Consider the following 23,618-nt stretch of genomic DNA (forward strand, 5'->3'; position numbering starts at 1 on the left):
TCGTCACCTTCCTGCCCTTAGCATAAGTACGACAAACATCAGACCAAAACTGAAAATGATGACGGCGTTCAGAGAGAGCCCCAGCACGGCAAAGATTTTTTTGCGGTTCCGGAGGATCGTTCCGACGATGCCCAAAATGATGCCGATGATGTTGGCGGCAAACAGGCCGATCAGAATGATCGTCATGACGGTGACGCCCGTCGTCGTGCTTTGGGTCCAGGAGCTGTCGCTTTCCAGGCCTTTTGCGAATATCGCCCCCATCGCGCCTACGCTCACGATATAAGCCAGCATGGATACGAGGCTGATGATAAACGAAGCGATCCCGGGACCGGAGTGCCGTTTATGCTGCGGCGGATGCCGGTGTGGTTCCATACTCTTTCTCTCCTTAAAAATAGATATGTATGTTTCTTACTCTTCCATATTATGAAGCAAAAATCAAGCCGGCAAAAGGCTTCAAGAGGGTTGCTGCGGTGGAAAAGCCGTACCGGATCGGGTAAGATGGGGAAGGATTGTTCCATTACGAAAAGCAAAAAAGGAGTTGGGTCGGACATGCAGCGCAAGTTTTTGGTCATCGGCGCGGTGATGGCAATGCTCTCCGTGGTGATCGGCGCTTTCGGAGCCCATATGCTGAAACCGATCGTCGGCGAAGACGCGATGAAAGTGTATGAAACCGGGGTTCAGTATCATATGGCGCATGCGCTCGGCATTCTTTTGATCGCGGTCGTCACCGGATTTTGGGGTTGCACGCGCAAGCTGGCCTGGGCGGCATGGCTTTTGTTTGCAGGCATCATTTTGTTCTCGGGCAGCTTGTATGTGCTGGCGATTACCGGCATCAAGCCGCTTGGGGCGATTACGCCGATCGGCGGCGTCGCATTCATTGCCGGATGGGTATGCCTGATTGCCGAAGCGGCGACGCGCAGAAAAGACTAACGCTAAAAAAGCCCTTGCACCTTCCGTATGCCGGATGGCCAAGGGCTTTGCACGTTTCAGACGACTTCGATGATCTCGCTAAGCTTAAACGAATAGACCTGCTTTTCGTCGACATGGTAAACGTTCAACAGCTGATTGGTTTCATCGAAATTCAGGATGCGGCAAGGCATGCTCGTCGGTTGTCCGCCGCGGCTCGTCGTCAACCGGGTCAGCCGGTTATCGCGGATGCATTCCGTAATCCATTCATACAGCTGGGAGCTGTAATCCGCGGAACTCATTTTTTTCTCAGCGGGGGAGCTGGGGCTTTTCGCCGGTTGTCCAGTCTTTGATTTTTGAGTGTGGCCGTCAGGTAAAGGCGACGCCGCCGGTGCTTCTGACTTATGAATGAGCGATTTCCGTTTTTCCCGAAGCATAGACTCGATCAGCTGCCCTAGCTCCATACCGGATTTGATCCGGAAATCGGCGATGCTTTCGCATCCGTTCAACATTTCGATCATGGCTTGCAGCGCAAGCGCGTTTGATCTGCTTTTCACCAGGATATCGACGTTAAACAAATACCCTGAATCTTCTTGATTTGATTTATTCTCCATAATTCCCCCAGCCTATACCATGTGCAAAATAACTCTCAAACTGTATAAATAATATCACGAACATGTAAGCGTGAATAGTCCTAATGTCGGATACGGACATAACTTTATTCCTAAGTGCGTGAAGGACGCCTACACGCGAAGCTCCATGTACGAATACACATATTCTGAGCATTTATCCTATAAGGGAGGTGTGAGCCTATGGTGACGATGGAGCCTATTTCGGTCGGAGGGCAAACCCTTGTCGGAGTTGAGGTAAAGCTGCCCAAGACCACCCTGCTCACGATCAGCACCTCGCGCGGGTACATCATGTGCGGGGCGCTTGACGTCGGGCTTTTGAACGATCGCCTGGGAGACCGCAAAATCATCGCCGGAAGGGCGGTAGGTGTTCGGACGCTCAAGGAATTGCTGGAGTCGCCGCTCGAATCCGTAACAACGGAAGCTGCCGCCCTTGGTATCGTTCCGGGCATGCCCGGACATGAAGCGCTTCTTAAAATGCTGTAGCGTGGTTCGATAGTCATAGATTTTCGCGAAGCAAGTGATGGAACAGCCGCAAATCAAAAACCAGCCCCCGCTAAGTGAACTGCAATCCCAATGTTAGATGGTGTCTAACAATTGGGGTGCAGTTCAGCTAAGGACTGGTTTTTTTTGTGTCAGCCGGTCTCTGATAGCAACGATGGCTTATCGGTATTTTAGCGGAAAAGGGCGGCCAGGTTATCTTTATAAGGAGCGCGGACGATGCCTTTTTCCGTAATGATGGCGGTGACCCATTCGTTTGGCGTCACGTCAAATGCCGGATTGTACACTTTGATGCCCTGAGGCGCCGTTCTTTTGCCGAAACCTTCCGTAATCTCATGCTCCGGCCTTTCCTCGATCGGAATCAGCTCGCCCGACGCGGTGTTCAGATCGATCGTGGACAGCGGACAAGCGACGTAGAACGGAATGTTGTGCGCTTTGGCCAGAACGGCAAGGCTGTAGGTGCCGATTTTGTTCGCGACGTCGCCGTTGGCCGCAACGCGGTCCGTGCCGACGATCACCGCCTGCACCCATCCTTTGGACATGACCATGCCGGCCATATTATCGCAAAGCAGCGTTACGTCAATGCCGGCCTGCTGCAGCTCGAATGCGGTCAGGCGTGCGCCTTGAAGCACGGGACGCGTCTCGTCCGCGTAAACCTTCAGCTTCATGCCCTTTTCATGGGCGAGATACATCGGCGCGGTTGCCGTGCCGTATTTGGCCGTAGCCAGCCCGCCCGCATTGCAGTGCGTCAGGACGCCCATGCCGTCGGACAAGAGCGGCAGCGCATGCTCCCCGATCAGGCGGCAGACTTCTTCGTCTTCGGCCTGAATCGATGCGGCTTCGGCGAGGAGGGCGCCGTAGAATCCGGATATGCCGTCCTCCGATGCGGCAAGGCGGGAGGCCTTGTTCTTCATCCGGTCCAGCGCCCAGAACAGGTTGACGGCCGTCGGGCGGGAGGTGGCCAGATAGGCGCATACTTGTTCGATCTGCTGAAGCCATTCAAGCTTGTCCCCGCCCGTGTATTGTTTGGCGCCGAGAACGACGCCGTACGCGGCAGCGATGCCGATCGCCGGCGCGCCGCGAACCACCATGGAATGGATCGCTTTCCATACTTCTTCCGGTGTGGTCAGGTTTTTCATGTCGATGGTCTCGGGAAGAAGACGCTGATCCAGCAGCCGCAGCGAGTCCCCTTCCCATCGAACCGAGGTCAGCGGTTGATCATATTTTTGCGTCGATTCCTGAATGTTCATCGTACCGCTCCTTCGAATGGTTGTACCGCTTGTTTCACAAGCCGTAGAATATCGTCGCCGCTGTTCACGCCGCGATGGTTTTTCACGAGCTGCTTGCCGATGGCCAGCGCTTTGCGCTGCGCTTCCTCGCGAAGCCGCTGGTCTTCGATGGTGTCGATGTCCGCGACGTGGGAGAGGCCGACGATGCGGCGGATTATTTTGCAGCCCGCGAACCCTGCCGTATCCCGGAGGACTTTGGTTACGTAAAGATCCTGGTAACCCGGGGCACCCGCCATCGGATCTTTGGCTTCTTCGTTCCACAGCTTGCGGAAGCGCGTTTCGAATTCGGTCCAGATGTCGGACACCATCCGAAGAAGCCGCTCCTCCGTCTCCCGGCGGGCATCCGCGTCCTTCGTCCACCCCGGCCGGGAGGCGTAGTTCAGCAGAAGGTTGGCGATGATGGCCCCGACGTCAAAGCCCATCGGCCCGTAATAAGCGAACTCCGGATCGATGACCTTGGTTGATTCCGCTGTTGCGAAAATGCTGCCGGTATGCAGATCGCCGTGCAAGAGCGCTTCCGTGCGGGTCAGGAAGGCTTCGCGCAGCAGCGCCACCTCGAGATGAAGAGCCCCGTCTTCCCGCAAGGCTTGGGCTTCGTCCTCCAGATATTCCGGATAGTTGTTATTGTCCGACAGCTTGTAAGGATCCTCGAAAATGAGATCCTCGGTAATTTTGCACAGATCGGGATTGATGAATTTTTTGACCTGCTCCTTTTTATGCTGCGGGTTCATGGCCAAATCGGACGTGAAAAACAGCGTTCTGGCCAGAAATTCGCCGATATGGCCTGCAAAAAGCGGATAGGCTGCGCCTTCAATGAGACCTTTGCGCATAATCGTATGATCGCTCAAATCCTCCATCACGGTAACGGCAAGCTCATCATCGAAAGCATACACTTCCGGAGCAAGCCCAGGGCAGAGGCCGTATTGCAGCTGAAGGGCTTCCCGCTCGATTCTGGCGCGGTCCAGGGACAGCGGCCAAGATTCGCCGACAACCTTCGCATAAGGCAGCGCTTGTTTGATGATGATGCTTTTGCCGCCGTTTTGGTCCGTAATATGAAAAACCAGATTCAAATTCCCGTCGCCGATTTCTTGGCAATCAAGCTTGGCGTCTGCAGGAAAATGACCCGGAATGCTGCGGGCGAAAGAGATCGCTTCTTCGAACGTGAGTGGATGATAATTGGACACAAAAGTCACCTCCGCTAAGTAAAAACGAATAAACCCAACTTAATCGCTTGGTATTATCCAGTATATCGGATGTCAGCGGTTTTTTGTACATTTTTTTGCATGCACAGATTTCCATCCGAAAGATGGCGCGTTTTTGTTTCATGCGGGCGGCGGCAGGGTAATATATGAACAAAGGCAAAAGGCGGCGGCATGCCGGCCAAAAAGCCTGTACATGTGGATTGCAAGCGGCTTTGCGGGCGTTTGGCGCGCGAGCCGATTATTTTAAAGAAAAGGCGGGGATTTTCATGGCAAAAACATCTGCAAAAACGAAACCGACAACGCTTGAGCAAATATTGAACCAGGAAGTAGCGAACCTGAACGTCCTGTACGTGAAAATTCACAACTACCACTGGTACGTCAAAGGGGAACATTTTTTTACGCTGCATGCCAAATTCGAAGAACTGTACGACGACGTTACGCTCAAGATGGACGAGGTCGCCGAGCGTCTTCTTACGATTAAAGGAAGCCCGGCCGCAACCATAAAAGAATATTTGGAGCTGGCCACCATTCAGGAAGCTTCCGGCAAAGAGGATGCCCGTCAAATGGTGCAGACCTTGATCGAGGATTTTGCGACGGTTTCCGAAGAGCTGCATGAGGGCATTCGGGTTGCCGACGAAGCAGGGGACGAGCCGACGGGAGATCTGTTCATCAAAATCAAAAACGATCTCGAGAAGCATATGTGGATGCTGCGCTCCTACCTCGGATAAGCCGGGAGAGCTTTTCGAAGGGAGTAACCCCGTTTTTGAAAAAACCGAAAAGCTTCCATAATATATTATCAGGGAACCCGGCGAGGGTTCCGGTAATTCGCGAAGGAAAAGACGGCTTTGCCCATCGAAAAGGGAGAAATGCGAATATATAAGCAGGCTTGGCTGTAGGCCAGGCCTGCTTTTGCGATTATTTCGGGGAATCATCGGCGCGAAGGTTGATATGAATCTGTATTTATTATAGAATTATTGATAATCAGTGAGAATCAGTTTAGATTCATTTTAAATTGATAATTATGATTGCTTGAAATCAGGGAAGGTCCCCTGTTTAAATAGACTGTCTGATTTCGGTAAAACAAATTAACGGAGGGAATAACGTACATGGCTACTCACTTTTCGATTCAAGGCCTTAAAGCGGAAATTGAAGGTAAGGAAATTCTGAAAGGAATCAACCTCGAAATAAAGGGCGGAGAGATTCACGCCATCATGGGTCCGAACGGTACCGGTAAAAGTACCTTGGCTTCCGCGCTGATGGGGCATCCTAAATACGAAGTCACCGACGGCAGCGCAACGCTGAACGGGGAAGACTTGCTCGAAATGGCAGTCGACGAGCGCGCACGCGCAGGTCTGTTCCTGGCGATGCAGTATCCGAGCGAAATTACGGGCGTGACAAACTCCGACTTTTTGCGCAGCGCCATTAACGCCCGCCGTGAAGAAGGTCAAGAAATTTCTTTGATCCGTTTTATCCGTCAATTGGAAGCGAAAATGAAAGAACTCGACATGAATCCGGAATTCGCGCACCGCTACCTGAATGAAGGTTTCTCCGGCGGCGAAAAGAAACGGAATGAAATTCTGCAAATGATGATGATCGAGCCAAACATCGTCATCTTGGACGAAATCGACTCGGGCCTTGACATCGACGCGCTCAAAATCGTGGCTAACGGCGTAAACGCCATGCGCAGCGACGACCGCGGATTCCTGATCATTACCCACTATCAGCGCCTGCTGAACTACATCAAACCGGACTTCGTCCACGTCATGATGCAAGGGCGTATCGTGAAATCCGGCGGTCCTGAGCTTGCAGAGCGCCTGGAAGCCGAAGGTTACGATTGGGTGAAGGAAGAGCTTGGCATCGAAGACGAGACTGTAGGTCAAGAAGCGTAAAAAACGGAAGGAGGAAACCGAAATGACGACACAAACCATTCTTCCGGTGAACGCGGACAGCCTCAGCCAATTGTCCAAACAAAGACAAGAACCGGCTTGGCTTACGGAAAATCGCCTGAAGGCCTTGGAGCTTGCCGCCAATCTGGAGCTGCCCAAGCTCGAGAAAATGAGAATCGAACGCTTGGACATTCAAAATTACGGAAGCTATAAAGAAAATGCCGGCATGACATCGCTGGCGGAGGTTCCGGCATCCATTCAGGAGCTGGTTCAGGATCAGGAATCCGGAAGCCTGTTGATCCAGCGCAACTCCGGAGTCGTTTACACGAAACTTGCGCCGGAGCTTGCCGAAAAAGGCGTTATTTTCACCGATTTGCAAACGGCGGCAAATGAGCATGGGGAGCTTGTCAAAGCCCATCTGCATACCGCGGTAAAAGCGGACGAAAGCTCCGTGGCCGCGCTTCATGCCGCGATTTGGAACGGAGGCGTGTTCCTTTACGTTCCGAAAAACGTCGAAGTAACGGTACCGCTTCAGGCCGTATTGCTTACGGATGACGGCGAAGCGACGTTTGCGCCGCATGTGCTGATCATCGCCGACGTGAACAGTTCGGTCACCTACGTGGACAATTACGTTTCCGAAGGCAACCAAGCGGTTACGCACAACGGGGCCGTCGAAGTATTCGCCAAGCAAGGGGCGAAGGTCCGCTATGCAACCATTCACCAAATGGGAACGAACGTTACGGATCTGAGCTACCGCCGCGCGGTCATTGAAAACGATGCGTCGATGGAATGGATCGTCGGCGAAATGAACAGCGGCGACACGGTTAGCGATACGTATTCGGTGCTGAAAGGAAACGGTTCGACATCCGACTCGAAAGTCATCGCGGTCGGTTCCGGATCCCAGAAGCTGAACTATACGACACGCGCCAACCACTTCGGCAAATCCTCGGAGAGCCAGATGATTACCCGCGCCGTTATGCGCGAGGAAGCGTCGGCCATCATCAACGGGATTACGAAAATCGAAAAAGGCGCGACGAAATCGGACGGCCAGCAAACGGAAAAAGTGCTTATGCTGAGCCCGAAAGCCCGCGGCGACGCGAATCCGATCCTGTTGATCGACGAGGACGACGTTAAAGCGGGTCACGCGGCGTCGGTAGGCCAGGTCAATCAGGAACAAATCTACTACCTGATGTCCCGCGGCATCTCCCGCGAAATCGCCGAATCCCTTATCATTTACGGATTCCTGGCGCCTGTCGTATCCCAAGTTCCGATGGAAAGCCTGCAGAAGCAGCTGCAAGCCGTCATCGAAAGGAAGTTGGGACAATGAATAACGCCATTCGCGAGCAGTTCCCGATTCTGAAGCAGGAGATTAACGGCCATCCATTGGTTTACCTGGACAGCGCGGCGACTTCCCAGAAGCCGCTGGCCGTCATTGAAGCGCTGCGGCATTATTACGAATACGATAATGCGAACGTGCACCGGGGTGTGCATACGCTCGGCAGCCGTGCTACCGATGCTTATGAAGGCGCACGCGAGAAAGTGGCTAAATTCATTCATGCCAAAAGCACGAAAGAAATCATTTTTACGCGCGGGACGACGACTTCCTTGAACATGGTTGCTTCGTCTTACGCCCGCTCCATCTTGGCCGAAGGCGATGAAATCGTCTTGACCCCGATGGAACACCACAGCAATCTCATTCCATGGCAGCAGGTGGCAAAAGCCACCGGCGCCGTGCTTAAATATGTTAAACTGCAGGAAGACGGTTCGGTGACTTTGCCGGAAGTTGAAAAAGTCGTATCGGACAAAACGAAAATCGTAACGATGGCTTACGTCTCCAACGTCATGGGCGTCATTAATCCGGTGAAGGAGATCGCCGCTCTGGCGCACCGTCACGGGGCTGTCATGGTCGTTGACGGAGCTCAGAGCACCCCGCATATGAAGGTGGACGTTCAGGACCTGGATTGCGATTTTTATGCTTTTTCCGGCCATAAGATGTGCGGTCCGACCGGGATCGGCGTTTTGTACGGGAAACAAGCGCTGCTCGAAGCGATGGAGCCGGTGGAATTCGGCGGCGAAATGATCGACGATGTCGGTTTGTACGATTCATCCTGGAAGGAGCTCCCTTGGAAGTTCGAAGGAGGAACGCCGATTATTGCCGGAGCCGTCGGGCTTGGGGCAGCCATCGATTTTCTCGAAAGCATCGGGCTTGACGCCATTGCGGCGCATGAACATGATCTGGCCGCGTACGCGGTCGACCGCCTGTCCGAGATTGACGGCCTGAAGCTGTACGGTCCGCGCGAACGGAAGGTCGGGCTGGTCACGTTTAATCTCGGAGAGGTGCATCCGCATGATGTGGCCACGGTTCTGGATGCCAGCGGCATCGCGATTCGTGCCGGACATCACTGCTGCCAGCCGCTGATGCGCTGGCTGGAAGCAAGTTCGACTGCACGCGCAAGCTTTTATCTGTATAATACGAAAGAAGATGTGGACCGTCTGATCAGCGCATTAATCCAGACAAAGGAGTATTTTGGCTAATGCAACTTGATGACTTGTACCGGCGCGTGATTATGGACCACTACAAAAATCCGCGGAACCGGGGAAAATTCGAAGACGGAACCGTAACAGTTGATTTGAATAACCCGACATGCGGCGACAAAATTTCGCTGCAGCTCAAGGTGGATAACGGAATCGTACAGGATGCGAGATATACGGGGGAAGGATGCTCGATCAGCATGTCTTCCGCTTCCATGATGACCGAAGCCGTCAAAGGCAAATCGGTGGAGGAAGCCAAGGAGCTGGCATCCCGGTTCTCCGCGCTGATGCAAGGGGAAGACGTCCATTTCGACGACTACGAGGATATTGAAGCCCTGTCCGGAGTAAACAAGTTCCCGGCCCGCATCAAATGCGCCACCTTGGCATGGAATGCGCTGCGGAAAGGGATCGACGAGAAACAGCATGATCATTAATTGATAGGGAGGTTCAAACCCATGGCTAAAAAAGCCCCTGAAATAGAAGAGTACAAATACGGGTTCCGCGACGAACACAAAGCGGTTTTTCAAACCGGCAAAGGGTTGACCCGCGAAATCGTCACCGAGATCTCCAAAATTAAAAACGAACCGGAATGGATGCTGGAATTCCGTCTGAAGTCGCTTGAACAGTTCGAAAAAATGCCGATGCCGAAATGGGGCGGCAACCTTGACGAGTTGGACTTCAACGATATCCAGTACTATGTAAGACCTTCCGAAAAACAAGGAAAGACGTGGGAAGAGGTTCCTGCAGAAATCAAGGAAACCTTCGACAAGCTGGGCATTCCGGAAGCGGAGCAAAAATTCCTCGCCGGCGTATCCGCCCAATACGAGTCCGAAGTCGTATACCACAACATGCAAAAGGATCTGGAAGATCAGGGCGTTATCTTCATGGATACCGACACGGCGCTGAAAGAGCATCCTGAAATTTTCAGGGAGCATTTTGCGAGCGTTGTTCCTCCATCCGACAACAAATTCGCCGCTTTGAACAGCGCGGTATGGTCCGGAGGAAGCTTCATCTACGTTCCGAAAGGCGTGAAATGCGAAATTCCGCTGCAAGCCTATTTCCGGATCAATTCCGAAAACATGGGACAATTCGAACGTACGCTGATCATCGCGGACGAAGGCAGCTTCGTGCATTACGTCGAAGGCTGTACCGCTCCGATCTACAGCACCAACTCGCTGCACAGCGCGGTCGTGGAAATCATCTGCAAAAAGGATGCACGCGTGCGCTACACCACGATCCAAAACTGGGCGCCAAACATTTACAACCTCGTTACGAAACGTGCCGTTGCCGAAGAAAATGCAACCATGGAATGGGTTGACGGCAACATCGGCTCCAAGCTGACGATGAAATATCCTGCAGTTCTCCTGAAAGGACGCGGCGCGAAAGGCATGGTGCTGTCGATCGCGGTTGCGGGCAAAGGCCAGCATCAGGATGCCGGCGCGAAAATGATTCACCTCGCTCCGGATACGACCTCCACGATCGTGTCCAAATCGATCAGCAAGCACGGCGGTAAAGTTACCTATCGCGGTCTGGCTTCCTTCGGACGCAACGCCGACGGAGCGAAAGCTAACATCAAATGCGACACGCTGATTCTGGACAATGAGTCCACATCGGATACGATTCCGTACAACGAAATCAAAAACGACAACATCGTGCTTGAACACGAAGCGACGGTTTCGAAAGTATCCGAAGATCAGCTGTTCTACCTGATGAGCCGCGGCCTGACCGAAGCCGAAGCGACGCAAATGATCGTCATGGGCTTCATCGAGCCGTTCACGAAAGAGCTGCCGATGGAATATGCGGTTGAAATGAACCGTCTGATCAAATTCGAAATGGAAGGTTCGATCGGTTAATCCGTTCACCTTTACCCAAATACGTATCCGTTGTGCCGGACCTTCGCGGTTTGGCGCCTCGGGTACGTATTTTTTTGTGGAAGTTCAGCTATTAGGGATGGGCCGTTCTTTTACTTAAGGCGTAAAAAAACGTGTCCGGACAAAGTTTGACCGGGACACGTTGAATAAAATAGCGATATATATATTACAGGAAAATTTGGTCGATTCCGATGTCACGCCGGGAAGATAAATCCACGAAGCTGGTTTCGGTTTTCACCAGTGGGCGGAAGAAGTCGGCGGGGTTGGTCATGACGATCGTGCCTCTTTCTCCGGTAGAGAGAATGACGTTTTTGCCGATGAAATTTGGGAGCATGTGGCGGATGAAAGCCTGGGTGGCGTTGGCGCTCAGTTTTCCGAAACTCATGGTGTGAAGTTCGTGCATAACGGTCAGCAGCTCCTGTTTGGATTGGTATACCCGGTTCATGCTCATGGCGCTGAACACGTCGGCCACCGCCGTAATTCTCGAGAACGGATGAATCTCGTTTTTCTCGATGGCGTGGGGATACCCGCTGCCGTCGTCGCGTTCATGATGCTGAAGCGCAACAAGCGCCGGAATGGTGTCCGGGGACGAATCGCGGATGATATCGTGCCCGTAAACCGTATGCTTTTTCATGATTTCGAATTCTTCCGGAGTCAGTTTGCCGGGCTTGTTCAGCAGGCTTCCGGGAATTTGGCATTTGCCGATGTCGTGAAGATACCCTGCCCGACCGGCCTCGTAAGCTTCTTCCTTGGAAAATCCCAGCCAGGATGCAATATAATAAGATAAAATGCCGACCTGCATCGAATGGTGATATGTATAATCGTCGTTTTGATCAATGCAGAGCATGAGGGAGACGATGTCTTTATGCTCCTTCAATTGATCGACGAGGGGCTCCATGATATCATCAACCATGGTTTCGTTAAACCTGCCGGTAGTTAACGCTTCCAAGTACATCGATTCGAATCCGTCCACGGCTTGCTCGAGATAGGGCTTTGTTTTTTGCAAGAGCTCCATCTGCTGGGAGTGAATCATCGTGACCGCGGGCTGCTGGACGGCAGGCTCGATATCCACGTAGTCCACGCCGTGCTTCATCAGCTTGCGGATATCTTCTTCCGTCAGCGGCGTTCCGTTTTGCATCACGTGAAGTCCTGATTCGCTGAATGCGTCCGCCGCCAGCCGGTCGCCTGGTTTTAAGTCTGTGACATGCACTTTCAAGCAATCGTCACTCCATTTCTTCAAAATTCGACATCTGTTACCTGCTATCATATCAAGAAAAAAATGGATTGACAATGCCAATATGTTAGACTTAAAGGCTTGCGGTTGGGTCCCACGGCCCTTGTTGATGCCCCTTCCATTCGGAACCATCGTCCCAAATTTCCTTTTTCCAAATCGGGACCGACTGCTTCAATTTTTCGATGGCATATCGGCTCGCTTCATAGCAATCGGCACGGTGGCTTGTCGAAACGGCGATAATCACGCTGGCTTCCTGAACGTCGACTTTGCCGACCCGGTGCGAAATCGCGCATAAGGTTCCGGGCCAGCGGGTATCAATATCTTTGCCGATCGCTTCCAGTTGGGAAAGCGCCATGGGAATGTATGCATCATATTCCAGATGGACCGTGCGCTGGCTCCCGGTCATCTCCCGCGTCGTGCCGACAAAGGAAAGGGTGGCCCCATGATTGGGATGCAGCACTTTGTTTGTTACTTCCTCAACCGACAGAGGCCGGTCCGTAATGCAAAATCGTCCGTCCTTGGAAGCGGCGTCAACGTGAGCCTGGCCGTCGCCGCCGGAAACCGGCGGGATGAGGGCAATTTCGGCCCCTTCCGTAATAAGGAAGTCTCCTGGCGCATATTCCTGATTTACGGCAACAAAAGAAACGGAGATCTGCGAGGCAGCCTCCGGAAACGAATGGGACAGCTCTATCTTCAGCTCGTCGGCGGTTATTTCGGACCGTTCAACCGTATAGTCCAGCACCCGGGTGTGCAGGCGTTCCGCCAGACCGGCAAATAATTGAATGCGAAGCTGCATATTTTTCACCTCAACCAATGATGTTCATGTCTAACCAATATACCATATCCGTCATGAAAATGTTATGCTTATCCCTTAGAAGACCCGCTTTTGTCAGCGATATTGCACCTGCGCGAGAAAGGAAGGACTTTAGCTTATGGAGCGCAACAAGCCCAAAACGATCACGATTTTGCACACGAACGATATACACAGCCATTTTGACAAGGTCAGTCCTATTGCTGCTTATGTAGCCGGGCAGCGGGAAGAGGCGAACGGAAACCCGCTCTTGCTGGTGGATGTCGGAGACCATATGGACCGCTCGGCGGTGGAAACCGAAGGTACGATGGGCGGAGTTAACGTTGATCTGCTGAATTTGACCGGCTACGACGCGATTACAATCGGGAATAACGAAGGATTGACGTTGACGCCGGAAGATTTGGCTAAGGTGTACGCCGATCTGCAGGCACAGGTGGTTTGCTGCAATATGCTGGAGGAAGCGACCGGCGAACCCCCGTCCTGGATGAAAACGCACGCGATCATCGAAAAAGGAGGCGCCAAAATCGGCATCACGGGCGCGACGGCGCCGTTTTCGGCCTTTTACGATCTGCTTGGCCTTAAAGCGCTGGATCCCGAAACGGCGATCCGAAGAGAGGTGGAGCTGCTTCGCCCTCAGTCGGATATCGTTATTTTGTTGTCCCATCTCGGACTGGCGACGGATCAGCGGCTTGCGGAACGGATTCCGGGGATCGATGCGATTCTGGGCGGACATACCCACCACCTGCTCGAAAAACCGCTCCTGATCGGCCATACGGCCGTTTGCGCGGCAGGAAAGTTCGGGGACTATGTCGGCAAAATCCGAATGGACCTGCAGCCGGACGGCGGTTACCGGATGACGGAAGGAGGTTGTGTTCCGGTCGATACGGACATGGTGGACGAAACCGTCAGCAAGGCGCTAAGCCTTCATCGCAAACATGCCGAAGAAACGCTAAGCGAGACGGTCGCAACGACCGACCGGCCGCTGCCGCTCGATCATACGTCGGAATCCGCGTTCGGGAATCTGTTGGCTCAGGCCGTCCGCAGGTTTACCGGGACAGGCATTTCGATCGTCAACACGGGGCAACTGCTTGGTCCGCTGCCTGAAGGGGAAATTTCGGCCGGGCTGCTCCATACGTTGTGCCCGTCCCCGGTGAACGCTTGCGTCGTCATGCTGAAAGGCAAGGATATTCGGAACGCGCTGGAAGAAAGTTTGCTGCCCGATTTTTGGGGCCGGGAGATCCGGGGCTTCGGATTTCGCGGGGAGATTTTGGGAAATGTGGCGGTTGATGGTCTGGAAGTCTTGTACGATAAGGGCCGAATCCCTTATGATAGGATTGTCGAAATTACATACATGGGAGAAAGGCTGCAGGACGAGCAGGAATACGAGGTTGGAACGCTCGATATGTTCACGTTTGGCATTGGATACGAATCGCTTGCGATGGGGCGGAATCAGCGGTTTTTGCTGCCCGAATTTCTGCGTGATTTGCTGCGCCTTGAGCTTCAGCGTCCGGGAAGCCTTGCCGAAAGCGAACGAAACCGATGGGCGGAAGCCAAGTAAAGATTTTCCTTGGGGAGGAAGCAATGGATACAATAACAGCGATCGTATTAGGGATTGTGGAAGGCATTACGGAATTTATTCCGGTATCTTCAACCGGGCATATGATTCTCACGTCGAAGCTGCTTGGCTACAACGATCAGGATCCGACCATGAAAACGTTCGAAGTGGTCATCCAGCTCGGAGCGATTCTTGCCATCGCGCTCGTTTACTGGCGGCGGATTCTCGATTTGCTCGGGATCAAAAAAATCGATTCGGGGCAAAATCGCATCGCGCCGCACAAAAAGCTGAACCTGCTGCACGTCATTATCGGCATCGCGCCCGCGCTGATCGTCGCCTTTTTTGCGAGGGACTTCATCAAAAGCTTGTTTAGCGCCAGCACCGTCATATGGGCTTTGGTCGCAGGCGGCATTTTCATGATTTTTGCGGAATGGTTCAATAAATCGAAGGCGAAAATCACGGCGGAAACGATCGATGACATCAGCTACAAGCAGGCGTTTTTAATCGGCATTTATCAAATTTTATCCGTGCTTTGGCCGGGCTTTTCCCGTTCGGGTTCGACGATTTCGGGCGGGATGCTGTCGGGCGCCAGCTATAAGGCTTCTGCGGATTTCTCGTTTCTGATCGCGATTCCGATCATGGTGGCCGCTTCGGGTTATGAAATGCTCGATTCGTACCAAAATTTGACGAAAGACACGCTTGGTTTGTTTGCCATCGGATTCATTCTCGCGTTTGTCGTTGCGTATGTCGTCGTTCTTGCGTTCATGAAACTGATCCAAAAAATCCGCTTGACCCATTTCGCGATATACCGGTTTATTTTAGCGATCGTGTTTTGGCTTTTCATTATGCGCTGATTCGTAAGTTTGAGACATGCAAAGGATGGGCTTTCCTGTAAAACGGTATCAGTGGAAATCATGGTTTGGAGACTTTTACGGATAACGGCTTTACGCCCACAGCATCCGTGATTTAAGGCAGGAGAGGATATGCTTTGCGTTTAGTACCCGTTGGTAGGCTTCAGGAAGGTATGAGGATCGGCAAAAAAATATTCAACGACGAAGGCGTCGTGCTTTTGGCCGACGGCGTCGAGCTGACGCCGCCGCTGATTCGGCGGCTCGTGGAGCTGGATATCGGTTACGTACACATCGAAGACGAACTGACGGAAGGAATCCGCATCCCGGAAATGCTCCATGAGGAAACCCGCCGTCAAGCGCTGCAAAATATCCGTAAAAATTTCCAGCGTTTGTCCGAAACCTCGAAAATTGCGAAGGGCTATTTTCATCTCGGCAAAGATTTTACCAAGGTGCTGGAAGCGATTTTGAACGATGTCAGCAGGCAGGAGCAGCCCATGATTATGCTCATGGACATGAATACGGCCGACCATTATTTGTATAAGCATTCCTTGAACGTATGCGTGTACACGCTTGTGTTGGGCATTGCGTTCGGCTATACGGAGCAGCAGATGACGGCGCTTGGCCTCGGGGCGCTTCTCCATGACATCGGCAAAACGCAAATTCCGCAGCGGGTGCTGGCCAAACCCCAAAAGCTGACGGAGGAAGAGTATAAAGTGATGCAGGCCCACACGGAGATCGGATACAAAATTTTGAAAGACGAGCCCAACATCCCGCTGCTAGCCGCCCATTGCGCATTCCAGCATCATGAGCGGCTGAACGGCAGCGGGTATCCGCGGGGGGTTCAGGGGAAGGATATACACGAATACGCACAGTGGGTGGCGCTGGCCGATTCCTATGACGCCATGACTTCGCATCGTGTGTACAGACCCGCTATGCTGCCTCATCAGGCCGTAGAGGTTCTGTATACAGGATCGGGAACATTATACGATCAAAAAAAGTTGGAGTTGTTCCGGGATAAGGTGGCGATTTATCCGCCCGGATTAACGGTGAAATTAAGCACGGGCGAAACGGGCGTCGTATCCGCCATCCATCCGAGCACGCCGCATCGACCGATCGTTCGCGTTGTCGGCGACGCGGAGGGGCAGAGCTTGAAGGTCCCCTACGAATTAGACCTTTCGCGGTCGCTTTCCGTCATCATTACGGAAGTGGACAGCGCCGCCGAGCCGGCGATTTCTTTTGAGCATTAAGGAGGAAGATCCATGAGGAAGCGACAGAGTATAGCGCCAAGCGGGCAGTGGGGGAGCATCATTTTCCGCTACCGTTGGGCGGTCGCTATCGCGTGGGTCTTTTTTATCGTTGTTCTCGGCATGTTTGCGTTCAGAACGCCGTCTCTTTTGCAGGACAGCGGTTTTACGCCGACCGGCAGCCAATCGGAGCGGGGGATTGCTTTTCTCGAAGAAAAGCTTGGCATGTCCGCCGCTTCGCTCGACATCGTGCTGCAAAGCAGGGAGGGCAAAAACCTGACCGTTTCAGGAGAGCAGGCCCGCATATGGGAGGAGCTGGCCCCCCTGCGGCAGCAGCCGTACGTGCAGGATATGTACGCAAGCATGGTGACCCGGAACGCGGGTGAAGATAGCATCATTTCTTATACGGTGCTGCTGAATGAAACGGCAAGCGAAGCGCTGCGGCATTTTGACGAGATCAAAGCCGCGGTGCCGCGGATCAGCGGCACCGATACATACATTAGCGGCAATTTGGCCGTTTATCACGACATGAGCACCGCCGTAAGGCATGACATCGTCCGCGCCGAATCGTTTGGCATTCCTGCCGCGCTGCTTATTTTGCTGCTTCTGTTCGGCACGCTTCCCGCCGCGCTGCTGCCCGTCGTGATCGGCATCGGGAGCGTAGCGGTGACGATGGGGGGCTTATATTTCGCAGCGGCGCAGGGGGCTGCCTTGAGCAATTTTTTGCCCAATATGGTAACGATGCTCGGCTTAGCGGTGGGAATCGATTACGCGTTGTTTATGGTGAGCCGTTTTCGCGAGGAGCTGGCTGAAAGGCCTGTGGAGGAGGCGCTTGCGGCGGCGTGCCGGACGGCGGGGAGATCGGTGCTTTATTCGGGGGCGGCCGTGATGGCGGGCCTCCTCGCGCTTTGCTTGGTCGATCTACCCGTTTTTCGGTCGCTGGCGCTCGGCGGGATGTTGGTCGTGCTGGTATCCGTGATTGCGGCAAGCACGCTTCTTCCTGCGCTGCTGGCCATTTTAGGGCGCCGGATATTCGCTCTTCCCGTCCGCATCCGGCGGAAAGCCGACGACGGCAGCCGGATCGGCAGCCAGGCATGGGTTCGCATCTCCGAATGGATCATGGCCCGCCCCGGGCTGATCGCGATCGGCGTTACGGCCGCACTGCTTGCGGCGATGCTGCCTGCAATACACATGAAGCTGGGCATCCCGTCCGCCGAAGTGCTGCCGCCGACTTACGGTTCCAGATACGGCGCCGAACTGATGAAAAAGGCCTACGACATGAAAGAAGCGAACAGCATCATGATTGCGGCGGAGCTGAACGAGCCTTACGAAGATTCACGGTCCGTCCGTCTGGTGAAATCATATATGTCCATGCTTGAAGATCTACCAGGCGTTCGCCGCGTCGAAAGTTACGCAGGTTACATCAAGGATGAGGCGGATGGCGTCAGCCCCGAACTGAGATCCGAAATCGCAAAACGTCATGCCGCTAAAGGGAACGCGGCCGTTATCGCGGTAGTGCCGGAAAACGGCGAAAATGCCCCTGCTACCGTCAAGCTGGTGCGTGAAATCCGGCAGAACCCGCCGGAAGGCATGAACATTTACGTGACGGGTTCGCCGGCCTACAAGCTGGATATCATGGACAGAATTCAAAACGGGATTCCATACGTCCTTGCCATTGTTCTGCTGCTCACTTATATCATCTTGTTTGCGGCCTTCCGCTCGGTACTGCTCCCTCTGAAAGCGGTCGCGATGAATTTGCTCAGCCTCGGCGCCAGCTTCGGCCTGGTCACGCTCGTATTTCAGCTGGGGTACGGCGCGGGGTTGCTGCATGTGACTTATACGGGCAGCGTGTTCGCCGTGCTGCCGATCCTTATCTTTTGCGTAGTGTTCGGCATTTCCATGGACTACGAAGTGATGATGTTGTCACGGATTGTCGAGGCCTACAAAAAGGAAAGGAATAATGAGCGGAGCACCGCCATAGGATTGCAGAGAACCGGGGGGATGATTACCGGGGCGGCCCTTATTTTGGCGGTCGTGGCCGGCGCGTTCATGTTTACCGATAACGAACTGATGAAAGCGCTCGGCTTGGGCCTGACCGCCTCCGTGCTCATTGACGTCACGGTGGTCCGCATCCTGCTTGTCCCTTCTTTGATGAAGCTGTTGGGCAAAGCCAACTGGTGGCTGCCGGGGTGGTTGTCCTTTTTGGCCAGGAAGGACGGTCCGGATGTCCGTAGCGAAGGCTCGCAGCCGTAAGATTCAAGCCGGCGGGGAGAGATTTTTGCCGCTTCATGGTATGATATAAGGGACTAAGGTTTCAGGATTTTGCAAAATCCTCGGTTAATCAAGAAATAAGGTGAGGAAAAAAATGAATACAATACAACTGTCGCCAAGCTACGATCCGTGGGATCCGATCCGTTCTCTGCGGGCATACGGTCGTCACGTTCTGACAAGCGTGGAGATGACAGTCACGCATTTATGCAACATGCGCTGCGAACATTGCGCCGTAGGGGATATGCTCGTGATGAAGGAGGCGGAATTTTTGCCGCTCGACCTGATGCTGAAACGGCTGGACGAGGTCGAACATCTGGAGACGATCAGCCTGACCGGAGGAGAGCCGTCCTTCCGCGAAAAAACGGTGAACGAAGTCATCGTCCCGCTGCTTCGCTACGCCAAGGAACGCGGCGTCCGGACGCAGATCAACTCGAATTTGACGCTGGATATCGGCCGCTACGAAAAAATGCTCCCATATCTGGACGTCATGCATATTTCGTTTAATTATTTGAACGGCGACGATTTTCATGAGGTCGGCTTTGCGAACAGCAGCCATCCCGTTCCGAAGGAAACGGCCTACCGCATGTACGATAAAATGATCGAAAACGCCGTAAAATTAAGCGAAGCGGGGATGTTTATTTCCGCCGAATCGATGATTAATTATCGGACGCATACAAAGCTGGCTGGAATTCACAAACTAATCGAGGAAATGGGCTGCAAACGCCATGAAGTCCATCCGATGTATGCATCCAACTTTGCCACCTCGCTGCCGGTGTTATCGCTGGCGGAAACGCGGGATGCGATTCATTCCCTGCTCGATGCGCGAAATCCGGACATCTGGATGCTGTTCGGGACGCTTCCGTTTTTTGCGTGCAGCGACAATTCCGACGAGCTTGCGCTGATCCGCCGTCTGGCAGCCGAACCGAACGTGACGGTCCGCAATGACCCGGACGGACGGAACCGCGTGAACGTCAACCTGTTTTCCGGCGACGTCTACGTCACCGACTTTTCGGACGTTCCGCCATTCGGCAACATCAGGGACAGCAAGCTTGACGATGTTTTTGCCAAATGGCAAAACGATCACCCGCTGAACAAAACCGTAAACTGCCACTGCGATGCGGCAGGCTGCTGCGGACCGAACCTGCTGGTGAAGGATATGTATTACAAAGGTACCGATTTTAGCATAAGGCAAGCTAACATCATCTAAGAAATGAGGCGTTGGATTTGGACGGGGAGTTTGAAATAGGTAAGCTATTATTCAACCTTTTCCTAGTTTTGCTGCTTGTATTCTTTAACGGGGTGTTTGTCGCCGCGGAGTTTTCGCTGGTCAAAATGCGCCAGTCCCGGCTTACGCAGCTGGTAAGCGAAGGCAACCGCATGGCGAATTATGCTTTGAAAGTAAACAATAAGCTGGATGCCTATTTGTCGGCCACGCAGTTCGGCATTACGCTGGCATCGCTGGGACTCGGCTGGATCGGCGAACCCGCCGTCTCGCACCTCTTGGTGCAGCCGCTCATGTACAAGATCGGAATCACGGACAAAACGGTCATTTCTTCCGTGTCGGTGATCCTCGGATTCTGCGTCATAACCTTTTTACATATCGTACTCGGGGAGCTTGCTCCAAAATCCCTGGCGATTCAAAAAACGGAAGGGGCGGCGCTGCTGCTGTCCGGTCCGCTGATGTTGTTTTATAAAATCTTTTTTCCGTTTATCTGGCTGCTGAACGCTTCGGCAAACGTCATTTTGCGTTTGTTCGGGGTACAGCCGGCAACGGAATCGGAAGCCGCGCATTCCGAAGAGGAAATCCGCATATTAATGAATCAGAGCGCCAAAAGCGGAGTGATCGACAAAGACGAGATGAAGCTGATGGACAACATCTTCGAATTTTCCGATCTGCTGGCGCGCGAAATCATGCTGCCCCGCACGGACATGGATTGCTTGTACACGAACAACACGCTGGAAGAAAACCTCCGCATCATCAGCGAAACCAAACATTCGCGTTATCCGGTCGCCGTGGAGGACAAGGACCAGATCATCGGCTTCGTCCATATCACCGATTTTTTGCTGGCCGACGAAGAGCATCAAAAAGAGCTGGCGAAGCTGGTGCGGCCGATTTTGAACGTCCCCGAATCGATGGAAATCAGCCATGTGCTCCGGCTCATGCAGAAAAAGCATGCCCAGCTGACGCTGGTCGTGGACGAGTATGGCGGTACGGCCGGGATGCTCACGGCGGAAGAGATTTTGGAGGAAATCGTGGGCGAGCTGTACGACGAATTCGAGGACGAACGGCCCGACGTGGAAATCCAGGAGGATTTCATTTCGGTGGACGGGCGTATGCTGATCGAAGACGTCAATGATCTGACCGGCGTCATTATTGAGGATGACGAAGTCGATTCCATCGGGGGCTGGTTGTTCAAAGAGCTGGAAGGAAACCCGGTGAAGGGCAAGAAAGTTCAGGTAGCCAACTACGTGTTCGAGGTTGAGGAATCGACGAAACTCCGGATTACGCGGGTCAACATCCACCGCGTTACCGCAGCCGAACCAAGTGAAGAGGGAACGGAGGCGGAGAACGGGGATTAAGGGGGGAGCTTGTGTCAGGGAAACAGCTGCTTCTCATCGGAATCGGACTGGCCCTGCTGTATGTCATGTTTACGGCAGGGGCGCCTTTTCTGTTGGCTGCACTGGTCGCCATTTCGCTGGAGCCCGTTCATGTCATGATGATGGGAAAACTGAAATGGAACCGGGTGGCGGCCGCTTCCCTCACATGTACCTTGTTTTTGCTTCTTGTACTGCTCCTGGTGTACATGCTGGGGCTGCAGGTATTGGGCCAATTGGTGGCTTATTGGGAGAATGCGCCGTCTTATTTCGCGGCGGCAAACGATTTTGCGCAGCAAACGATGACGCAGGCGCGCGGGTGGCTTGACAGGATTCAGCCCGATTTGGCCGAAAGCTTGCGGGCTCTGCTTTCCAACGTCACGAAATATGCGGAATCCTTTGCCAACACGCTGTCGTCGTCCTTTCTCCATTTTGCCAAAGGGATTCCGGGCACGTTCGTATTTTTTGTCGTTTTTTTCGTCGCCGTGTATTTATTCAGCTTTGGTTTGCCGGCGATCCGCTCCGGAATCCTATCCTTGTTCGAGGATGAGACGCAGGGGCAGATTCAGCAGGTGCTTCACAGTCTGAAACGCTCGATTTTCGGCTTCTTGCAGGCCCAGATGATTCTCAGCGCCTTTACGTACGTTGTCACGCTGACGGGCCTCCTCATTCTCGACATCCATTATCCGCTTGCGATTGCGCTGCTGGTGATGTTCGTGGATATTTTGCCGATTCTCGGCGTAGGTTCCGTTCTTATTCCCTGGGCCGTCTATTTGTTTATCGTCGGCGATAACTACACCGGTTTCGGACTATCGCTGCTGTTTATCGTCATTACGGTGTCAAGGCGGGTTCTGGAACCGAAGATCATTGGCGATTCCGTCGGCATCGGCGCCTTATCGGCGCTGATCAGCATGTATATCGGCTTCAAGCTTGTCGGCGTGATCGGCGTTTTTATCGGGCCGCTGGTGGTCATCATTTATTCGGCGGTGCGAAAAGCGGGTTTATTCCAGATTAAAATCAAATTTTAAGCGGCCTTAAAAAAGGACTCCCTCGGACAAGTTTCGGCTTGTTTCGGGGGAGTTTTTTGGTTGTTTTCGTTAATTTTTGTTCAGTTTCCGCGAATGCCTCATATGTATGTTACGAAGAGCCGATGAGGGGTCCGACGATTCGTCGGCTTGAACATGAACAAAAGGAGGCTCCGATCGTGAATGTTCAAATGAACAACCAGGTGAGAGTCTACAAGCCCTTTATTGGACCGTTTGATCCTTGCCCGCCTTTGCCTTACAGGACCTACGTCGTCCCGCCGAACCAATATATCGTCTTTCAGCCGAGGGATTGGCCGCAATTCAATTTGGAGGAAGCCCTGACGAGGGGGACGTTGTGGCCTAATCTTTTCAGCCCCTACAGCCCGAACCGAAACGTGCAGGAAGGAGGAGCCTGATGTCTGAACAAGGAAATCCGCGGAACGGGGGGCCGGCGAACCAGCCCGGACATGTCGGCGCCGCCCATATCCATTCCGAAAACGCCGCCCCCGTGCATATGCATGAAAACGTCGGCCCGGCAGGCATGAAGCCGGAAACGAAGGGAGCGATCGATCGGCAGTATTACGAGCTATTGGAACAGCTGCAGGTGATCGATTTCGCGCTTGTCGAACTAAATCTGTATTTGGACACCCATCCGGACGATTTGAAACGGATCGAGCAGTACAACCGATTGGCTCAGGAACGGATCCCCCTGGTCAGAAAATTTCAGGAGTTGTACGGCCCGCTGATGAATTTTGGCCACGCCTATTCCAAATTTCCGTTCGAATGGCCGGAGACGCCGTGGCCTTGGCAGGTGTAACAGGCGGTTTCGAATCAGAACGCAGGAAAGCGCCGGCGCAAAAGCCCAATTGAGGGAATATTTAAAGGAGGCGGTCCAGACCCATGTGGGTATACGAGAAAAAGCTTCAGTATCCGGTTCGGGTGAGCAAATGCGATCCGAAAATGGCCAAATATTTGATGGAGCAGTACGGAGGCGCTGACGGCGAATTGGCGGCGGCCTTGCGTTATTTAAACCAGCGTTACACGATTCCCGACAAAGTCATCGGTTTGTTGAACGACATCGGCACGGAGGAATTCGCGCACTGTAGTTATCGTTCATTGGTATGACCGTGGAAGCTTAGGATAAAGCGTAAGATCAAACATTTTCATGCTGTCAGGTCTAGACCAATGGCCTCTGACAGTTTTTTTGTATGTGCAG

General features: G+C 53.2%; 23 protein-coding genes and 1 pseudogene. 18 read left to right on the forward strand and 6 right to left on the reverse strand.

The features are described 5' to 3' along the window. Positions 1 to 3 precede the first annotated feature (3 nt). Positions 4 to 372, reverse strand: a complete 369-nt coding sequence (locus RJP21_RS25405; RefSeq protein ID WP_160043217.1) for a hypothetical protein — start codon at positions 370 to 372, stop codon at positions 4 to 6. Between the two features lie 177 nt (positions 373 to 549). Here RJP21_RS25405 and RJP21_RS25410 point away from each other — a divergent pair, with 177 nt between their 5' ends. Beyond that, entirely contained in the window at positions 550 to 930 is a 381-nt protein-coding gene (locus tag RJP21_RS25410; protein WP_310861776.1) for a DUF423 domain-containing protein, read from the forward strand. Positions 931 to 986: 56 nt separating this feature from the next. Here the strand turns inward: RJP21_RS25410 and RJP21_RS25415 are convergent, their stop codons facing one another. Continuing rightward, positions 987 to 1,520: a hypothetical protein gene (locus tag RJP21_RS25415; RefSeq protein ID WP_310861777.1), complete on the reverse strand. Its 534-nt coding sequence runs from the start codon at positions 1,518 to 1,520 to the stop codon at positions 987 to 989. A 198-nt stretch (positions 1,521 to 1,718) separates the two neighbouring features. On the opposite strand from RJP21_RS25415, the gene RJP21_RS25420 reads away from it, so the two are divergent. Further along, the gene (locus tag RJP21_RS25420) at positions 1,719 to 2,021 is read left to right on the forward strand and encodes a YunC family protein (RefSeq protein WP_160043220.1); all 303 of its coding nucleotides are present in this window, start codon (positions 1,719 to 1,721) and stop codon (positions 2,019 to 2,021) included. Between the two features lie 188 nt (positions 2,022 to 2,209). On the opposite strand, the gene mtnA is transcribed toward RJP21_RS25420, so the two are convergent. Further along, positions 2,210 to 3,286 (reverse strand): S-methyl-5-thioribose-1-phosphate isomerase, encoded by a 1,077-nt coding sequence (gene mtnA / locus RJP21_RS25425; RefSeq protein ID WP_310861778.1) that lies wholly within the window; start codon positions 3,284 to 3,286, stop codon positions 2,210 to 2,212. Further along, complete coding sequence (gene mtnK / locus RJP21_RS25430) at positions 3,283 to 4,509, reverse strand: S-methyl-5-thioribose kinase (RefSeq protein ID WP_310861779.1); 1,227 nt, start codon at positions 4,507 to 4,509, stop codon at positions 3,283 to 3,285. The genes mtnA and mtnK overlap by 4 nt, the downstream gene beginning before the upstream one ends. 284 nt (positions 4,510 to 4,793) lie before the next feature. Between mtnK and RJP21_RS25435 the strand changes: the two genes are divergently transcribed. From RJP21_RS25435 to sufB, 6 genes are all read left to right on the forward strand, one after another. Next, a complete protein-coding gene (locus RJP21_RS25435) occupies positions 4,794 to 5,255 on the forward strand; it encodes a Dps family protein (protein WP_310861780.1) in 462 nt (153 codons plus the stop codon). A gap of 378 nt (positions 5,256 to 5,633) precedes the next feature. Continuing rightward, entirely contained in the window at positions 5,634 to 6,416 is a 783-nt protein-coding gene (sufC, locus tag RJP21_RS25440; RefSeq protein WP_310861781.1) for a Fe-S cluster assembly ATPase SufC, read from the forward strand. Positions 6,417 to 6,438: 22 nt separating this feature from the next. Next, on the forward strand, positions 6,439 to 7,740 hold the full coding sequence (gene sufD / locus RJP21_RS25445; protein WP_310861782.1) for a Fe-S cluster assembly protein SufD: 1,302 nt from the start codon (positions 6,439 to 6,441) through the stop codon (positions 7,738 to 7,740). Beyond that, on the forward strand, positions 7,737 to 8,948 hold the full coding sequence (locus tag RJP21_RS25450; protein WP_160043227.1) for a cysteine desulfurase: 1,212 nt from the start codon (positions 7,737 to 7,739) through the stop codon (positions 8,946 to 8,948). Before sufD ends, RJP21_RS25450 begins: the two co-directional genes overlap by 4 nt. Then, entirely contained in the window at positions 8,948 to 9,379 is a 432-nt protein-coding gene (gene sufU, locus RJP21_RS25455) for a Fe-S cluster assembly sulfur transfer protein SufU (RefSeq protein ID WP_310861783.1), read from the forward strand. The genes RJP21_RS25450 and sufU overlap by 1 nt, the downstream gene beginning before the upstream one ends. 21 nt (positions 9,380 to 9,400) lie before the next feature. Next, complete coding sequence (gene sufB / locus RJP21_RS25460) at positions 9,401 to 10,798, forward strand: Fe-S cluster assembly protein SufB (protein ID WP_160043229.1); 1,398 nt, start codon at positions 9,401 to 9,403, stop codon at positions 10,796 to 10,798. Between the two features lie 184 nt (positions 10,799 to 10,982). On the opposite strand, the gene RJP21_RS25465 is transcribed toward sufB, so the two are convergent. Together RJP21_RS25465 and RJP21_RS25470 are read right to left on the reverse strand one after the other, a co-directional pair. After that, the gene (locus RJP21_RS25465; RefSeq protein ID WP_310861784.1) at positions 10,983 to 12,032 is read right to left on the reverse strand and encodes an HD-GYP domain-containing protein; all 1,050 of its coding nucleotides are present in this window, start codon (positions 12,030 to 12,032) and stop codon (positions 10,983 to 10,985) included. 91 nt (positions 12,033 to 12,123) lie between these two features. Next, positions 12,124 to 12,846 carry a molybdenum cofactor biosynthesis protein gene (locus RJP21_RS25470; RefSeq protein ID WP_160043231.1) on the reverse strand — a complete coding sequence of 241 codons (723 nt, stop codon included), beginning with the start codon at positions 12,844 to 12,846 and terminating at the stop codon, positions 12,124 to 12,126. Between the two features lie 136 nt (positions 12,847 to 12,982). Here RJP21_RS25470 and RJP21_RS25475 point away from each other — a divergent pair, with 136 nt between their 5' ends. The 10 genes and pseudogenes from RJP21_RS25475 to RJP21_RS25520 all read left to right on the forward strand — a co-directional run. Then, a complete protein-coding gene (locus RJP21_RS25475; protein WP_310861785.1) occupies positions 12,983 to 14,419 on the forward strand; it encodes a bifunctional metallophosphatase/5'-nucleotidase in 1,437 nt (478 codons plus the stop codon). 23 nt (positions 14,420 to 14,442) lie between these two features. Continuing rightward, on the forward strand, positions 14,443 to 15,270 hold the full coding sequence (locus RJP21_RS25480; RefSeq protein ID WP_310861786.1) for an undecaprenyl-diphosphate phosphatase: 828 nt from the start codon (positions 14,443 to 14,445) through the stop codon (positions 15,268 to 15,270). A 170-nt stretch (positions 15,271 to 15,440) separates the two neighbouring features. Then, positions 15,441 to 16,514, forward strand: coding sequence for an HD-GYP domain-containing protein (locus RJP21_RS25485; protein ID WP_310861787.1), 1,074 nt, complete (start codon positions 15,441 to 15,443; stop codon positions 16,512 to 16,514). Between the two features lie 12 nt (positions 16,515 to 16,526). Then, a complete protein-coding gene (locus RJP21_RS25490; protein ID WP_310861788.1) occupies positions 16,527 to 18,764 on the forward strand; it encodes an MMPL family transporter in 2,238 nt (745 codons plus the stop codon). A 112-nt stretch (positions 18,765 to 18,876) separates the two neighbouring features. Next, on the forward strand, positions 18,877 to 19,989 hold the full coding sequence (gene yfkAB / locus RJP21_RS25495; RefSeq protein ID WP_310861789.1) for a radical SAM/CxCxxxxC motif protein YfkAB: 1,113 nt from the start codon (positions 18,877 to 18,879) through the stop codon (positions 19,987 to 19,989). Between the two features lie 17 nt (positions 19,990 to 20,006). After that, positions 20,007 to 21,362 (forward strand): hemolysin family protein, encoded by a 1,356-nt coding sequence (locus RJP21_RS25500; RefSeq protein ID WP_310861790.1) that lies wholly within the window; start codon positions 20,007 to 20,009, stop codon positions 21,360 to 21,362. Positions 21,363 to 21,373: 11 nt separating this feature from the next. After that, the gene (gene ytvI, locus RJP21_RS25505; protein WP_310861791.1) at positions 21,374 to 22,405 is read left to right on the forward strand and encodes a sporulation integral membrane protein YtvI; all 1,032 of its coding nucleotides are present in this window, start codon (positions 21,374 to 21,376) and stop codon (positions 22,403 to 22,405) included. A gap of 188 nt (positions 22,406 to 22,593) precedes the next feature. Then, the gene (locus RJP21_RS25510; RefSeq protein WP_310861799.1) at positions 22,594 to 22,818 is read left to right on the forward strand and encodes a spore coat associated protein CotJA; all 225 of its coding nucleotides are present in this window, start codon (positions 22,594 to 22,596) and stop codon (positions 22,816 to 22,818) included. 125 nt (positions 22,819 to 22,943) lie between these two features. Further along, complete coding sequence (locus RJP21_RS25515; RefSeq protein WP_160043323.1) at positions 22,944 to 23,219, forward strand: spore coat protein CotJB; 276 nt, start codon at positions 22,944 to 22,946, stop codon at positions 23,217 to 23,219. Positions 23,220 to 23,302: 83 nt separating this feature from the next. Then, positions 23,303 to 23,503: pseudogene (locus tag RJP21_RS25520) on the forward strand (manganese catalase family protein); the annotation flags it as partial. Between the last annotated feature and the right edge of the window lie 115 nt (positions 23,504 to 23,618).

This window comes from Paenibacillus sp. VCA1 (genome assembly GCF_031583795.1).
Taxonomy (GTDB): domain Bacteria; phylum Bacillota; class Bacilli; order Paenibacillales; family Paenibacillaceae; genus Paenibacillus_AQ; species Paenibacillus_AQ albilobatus.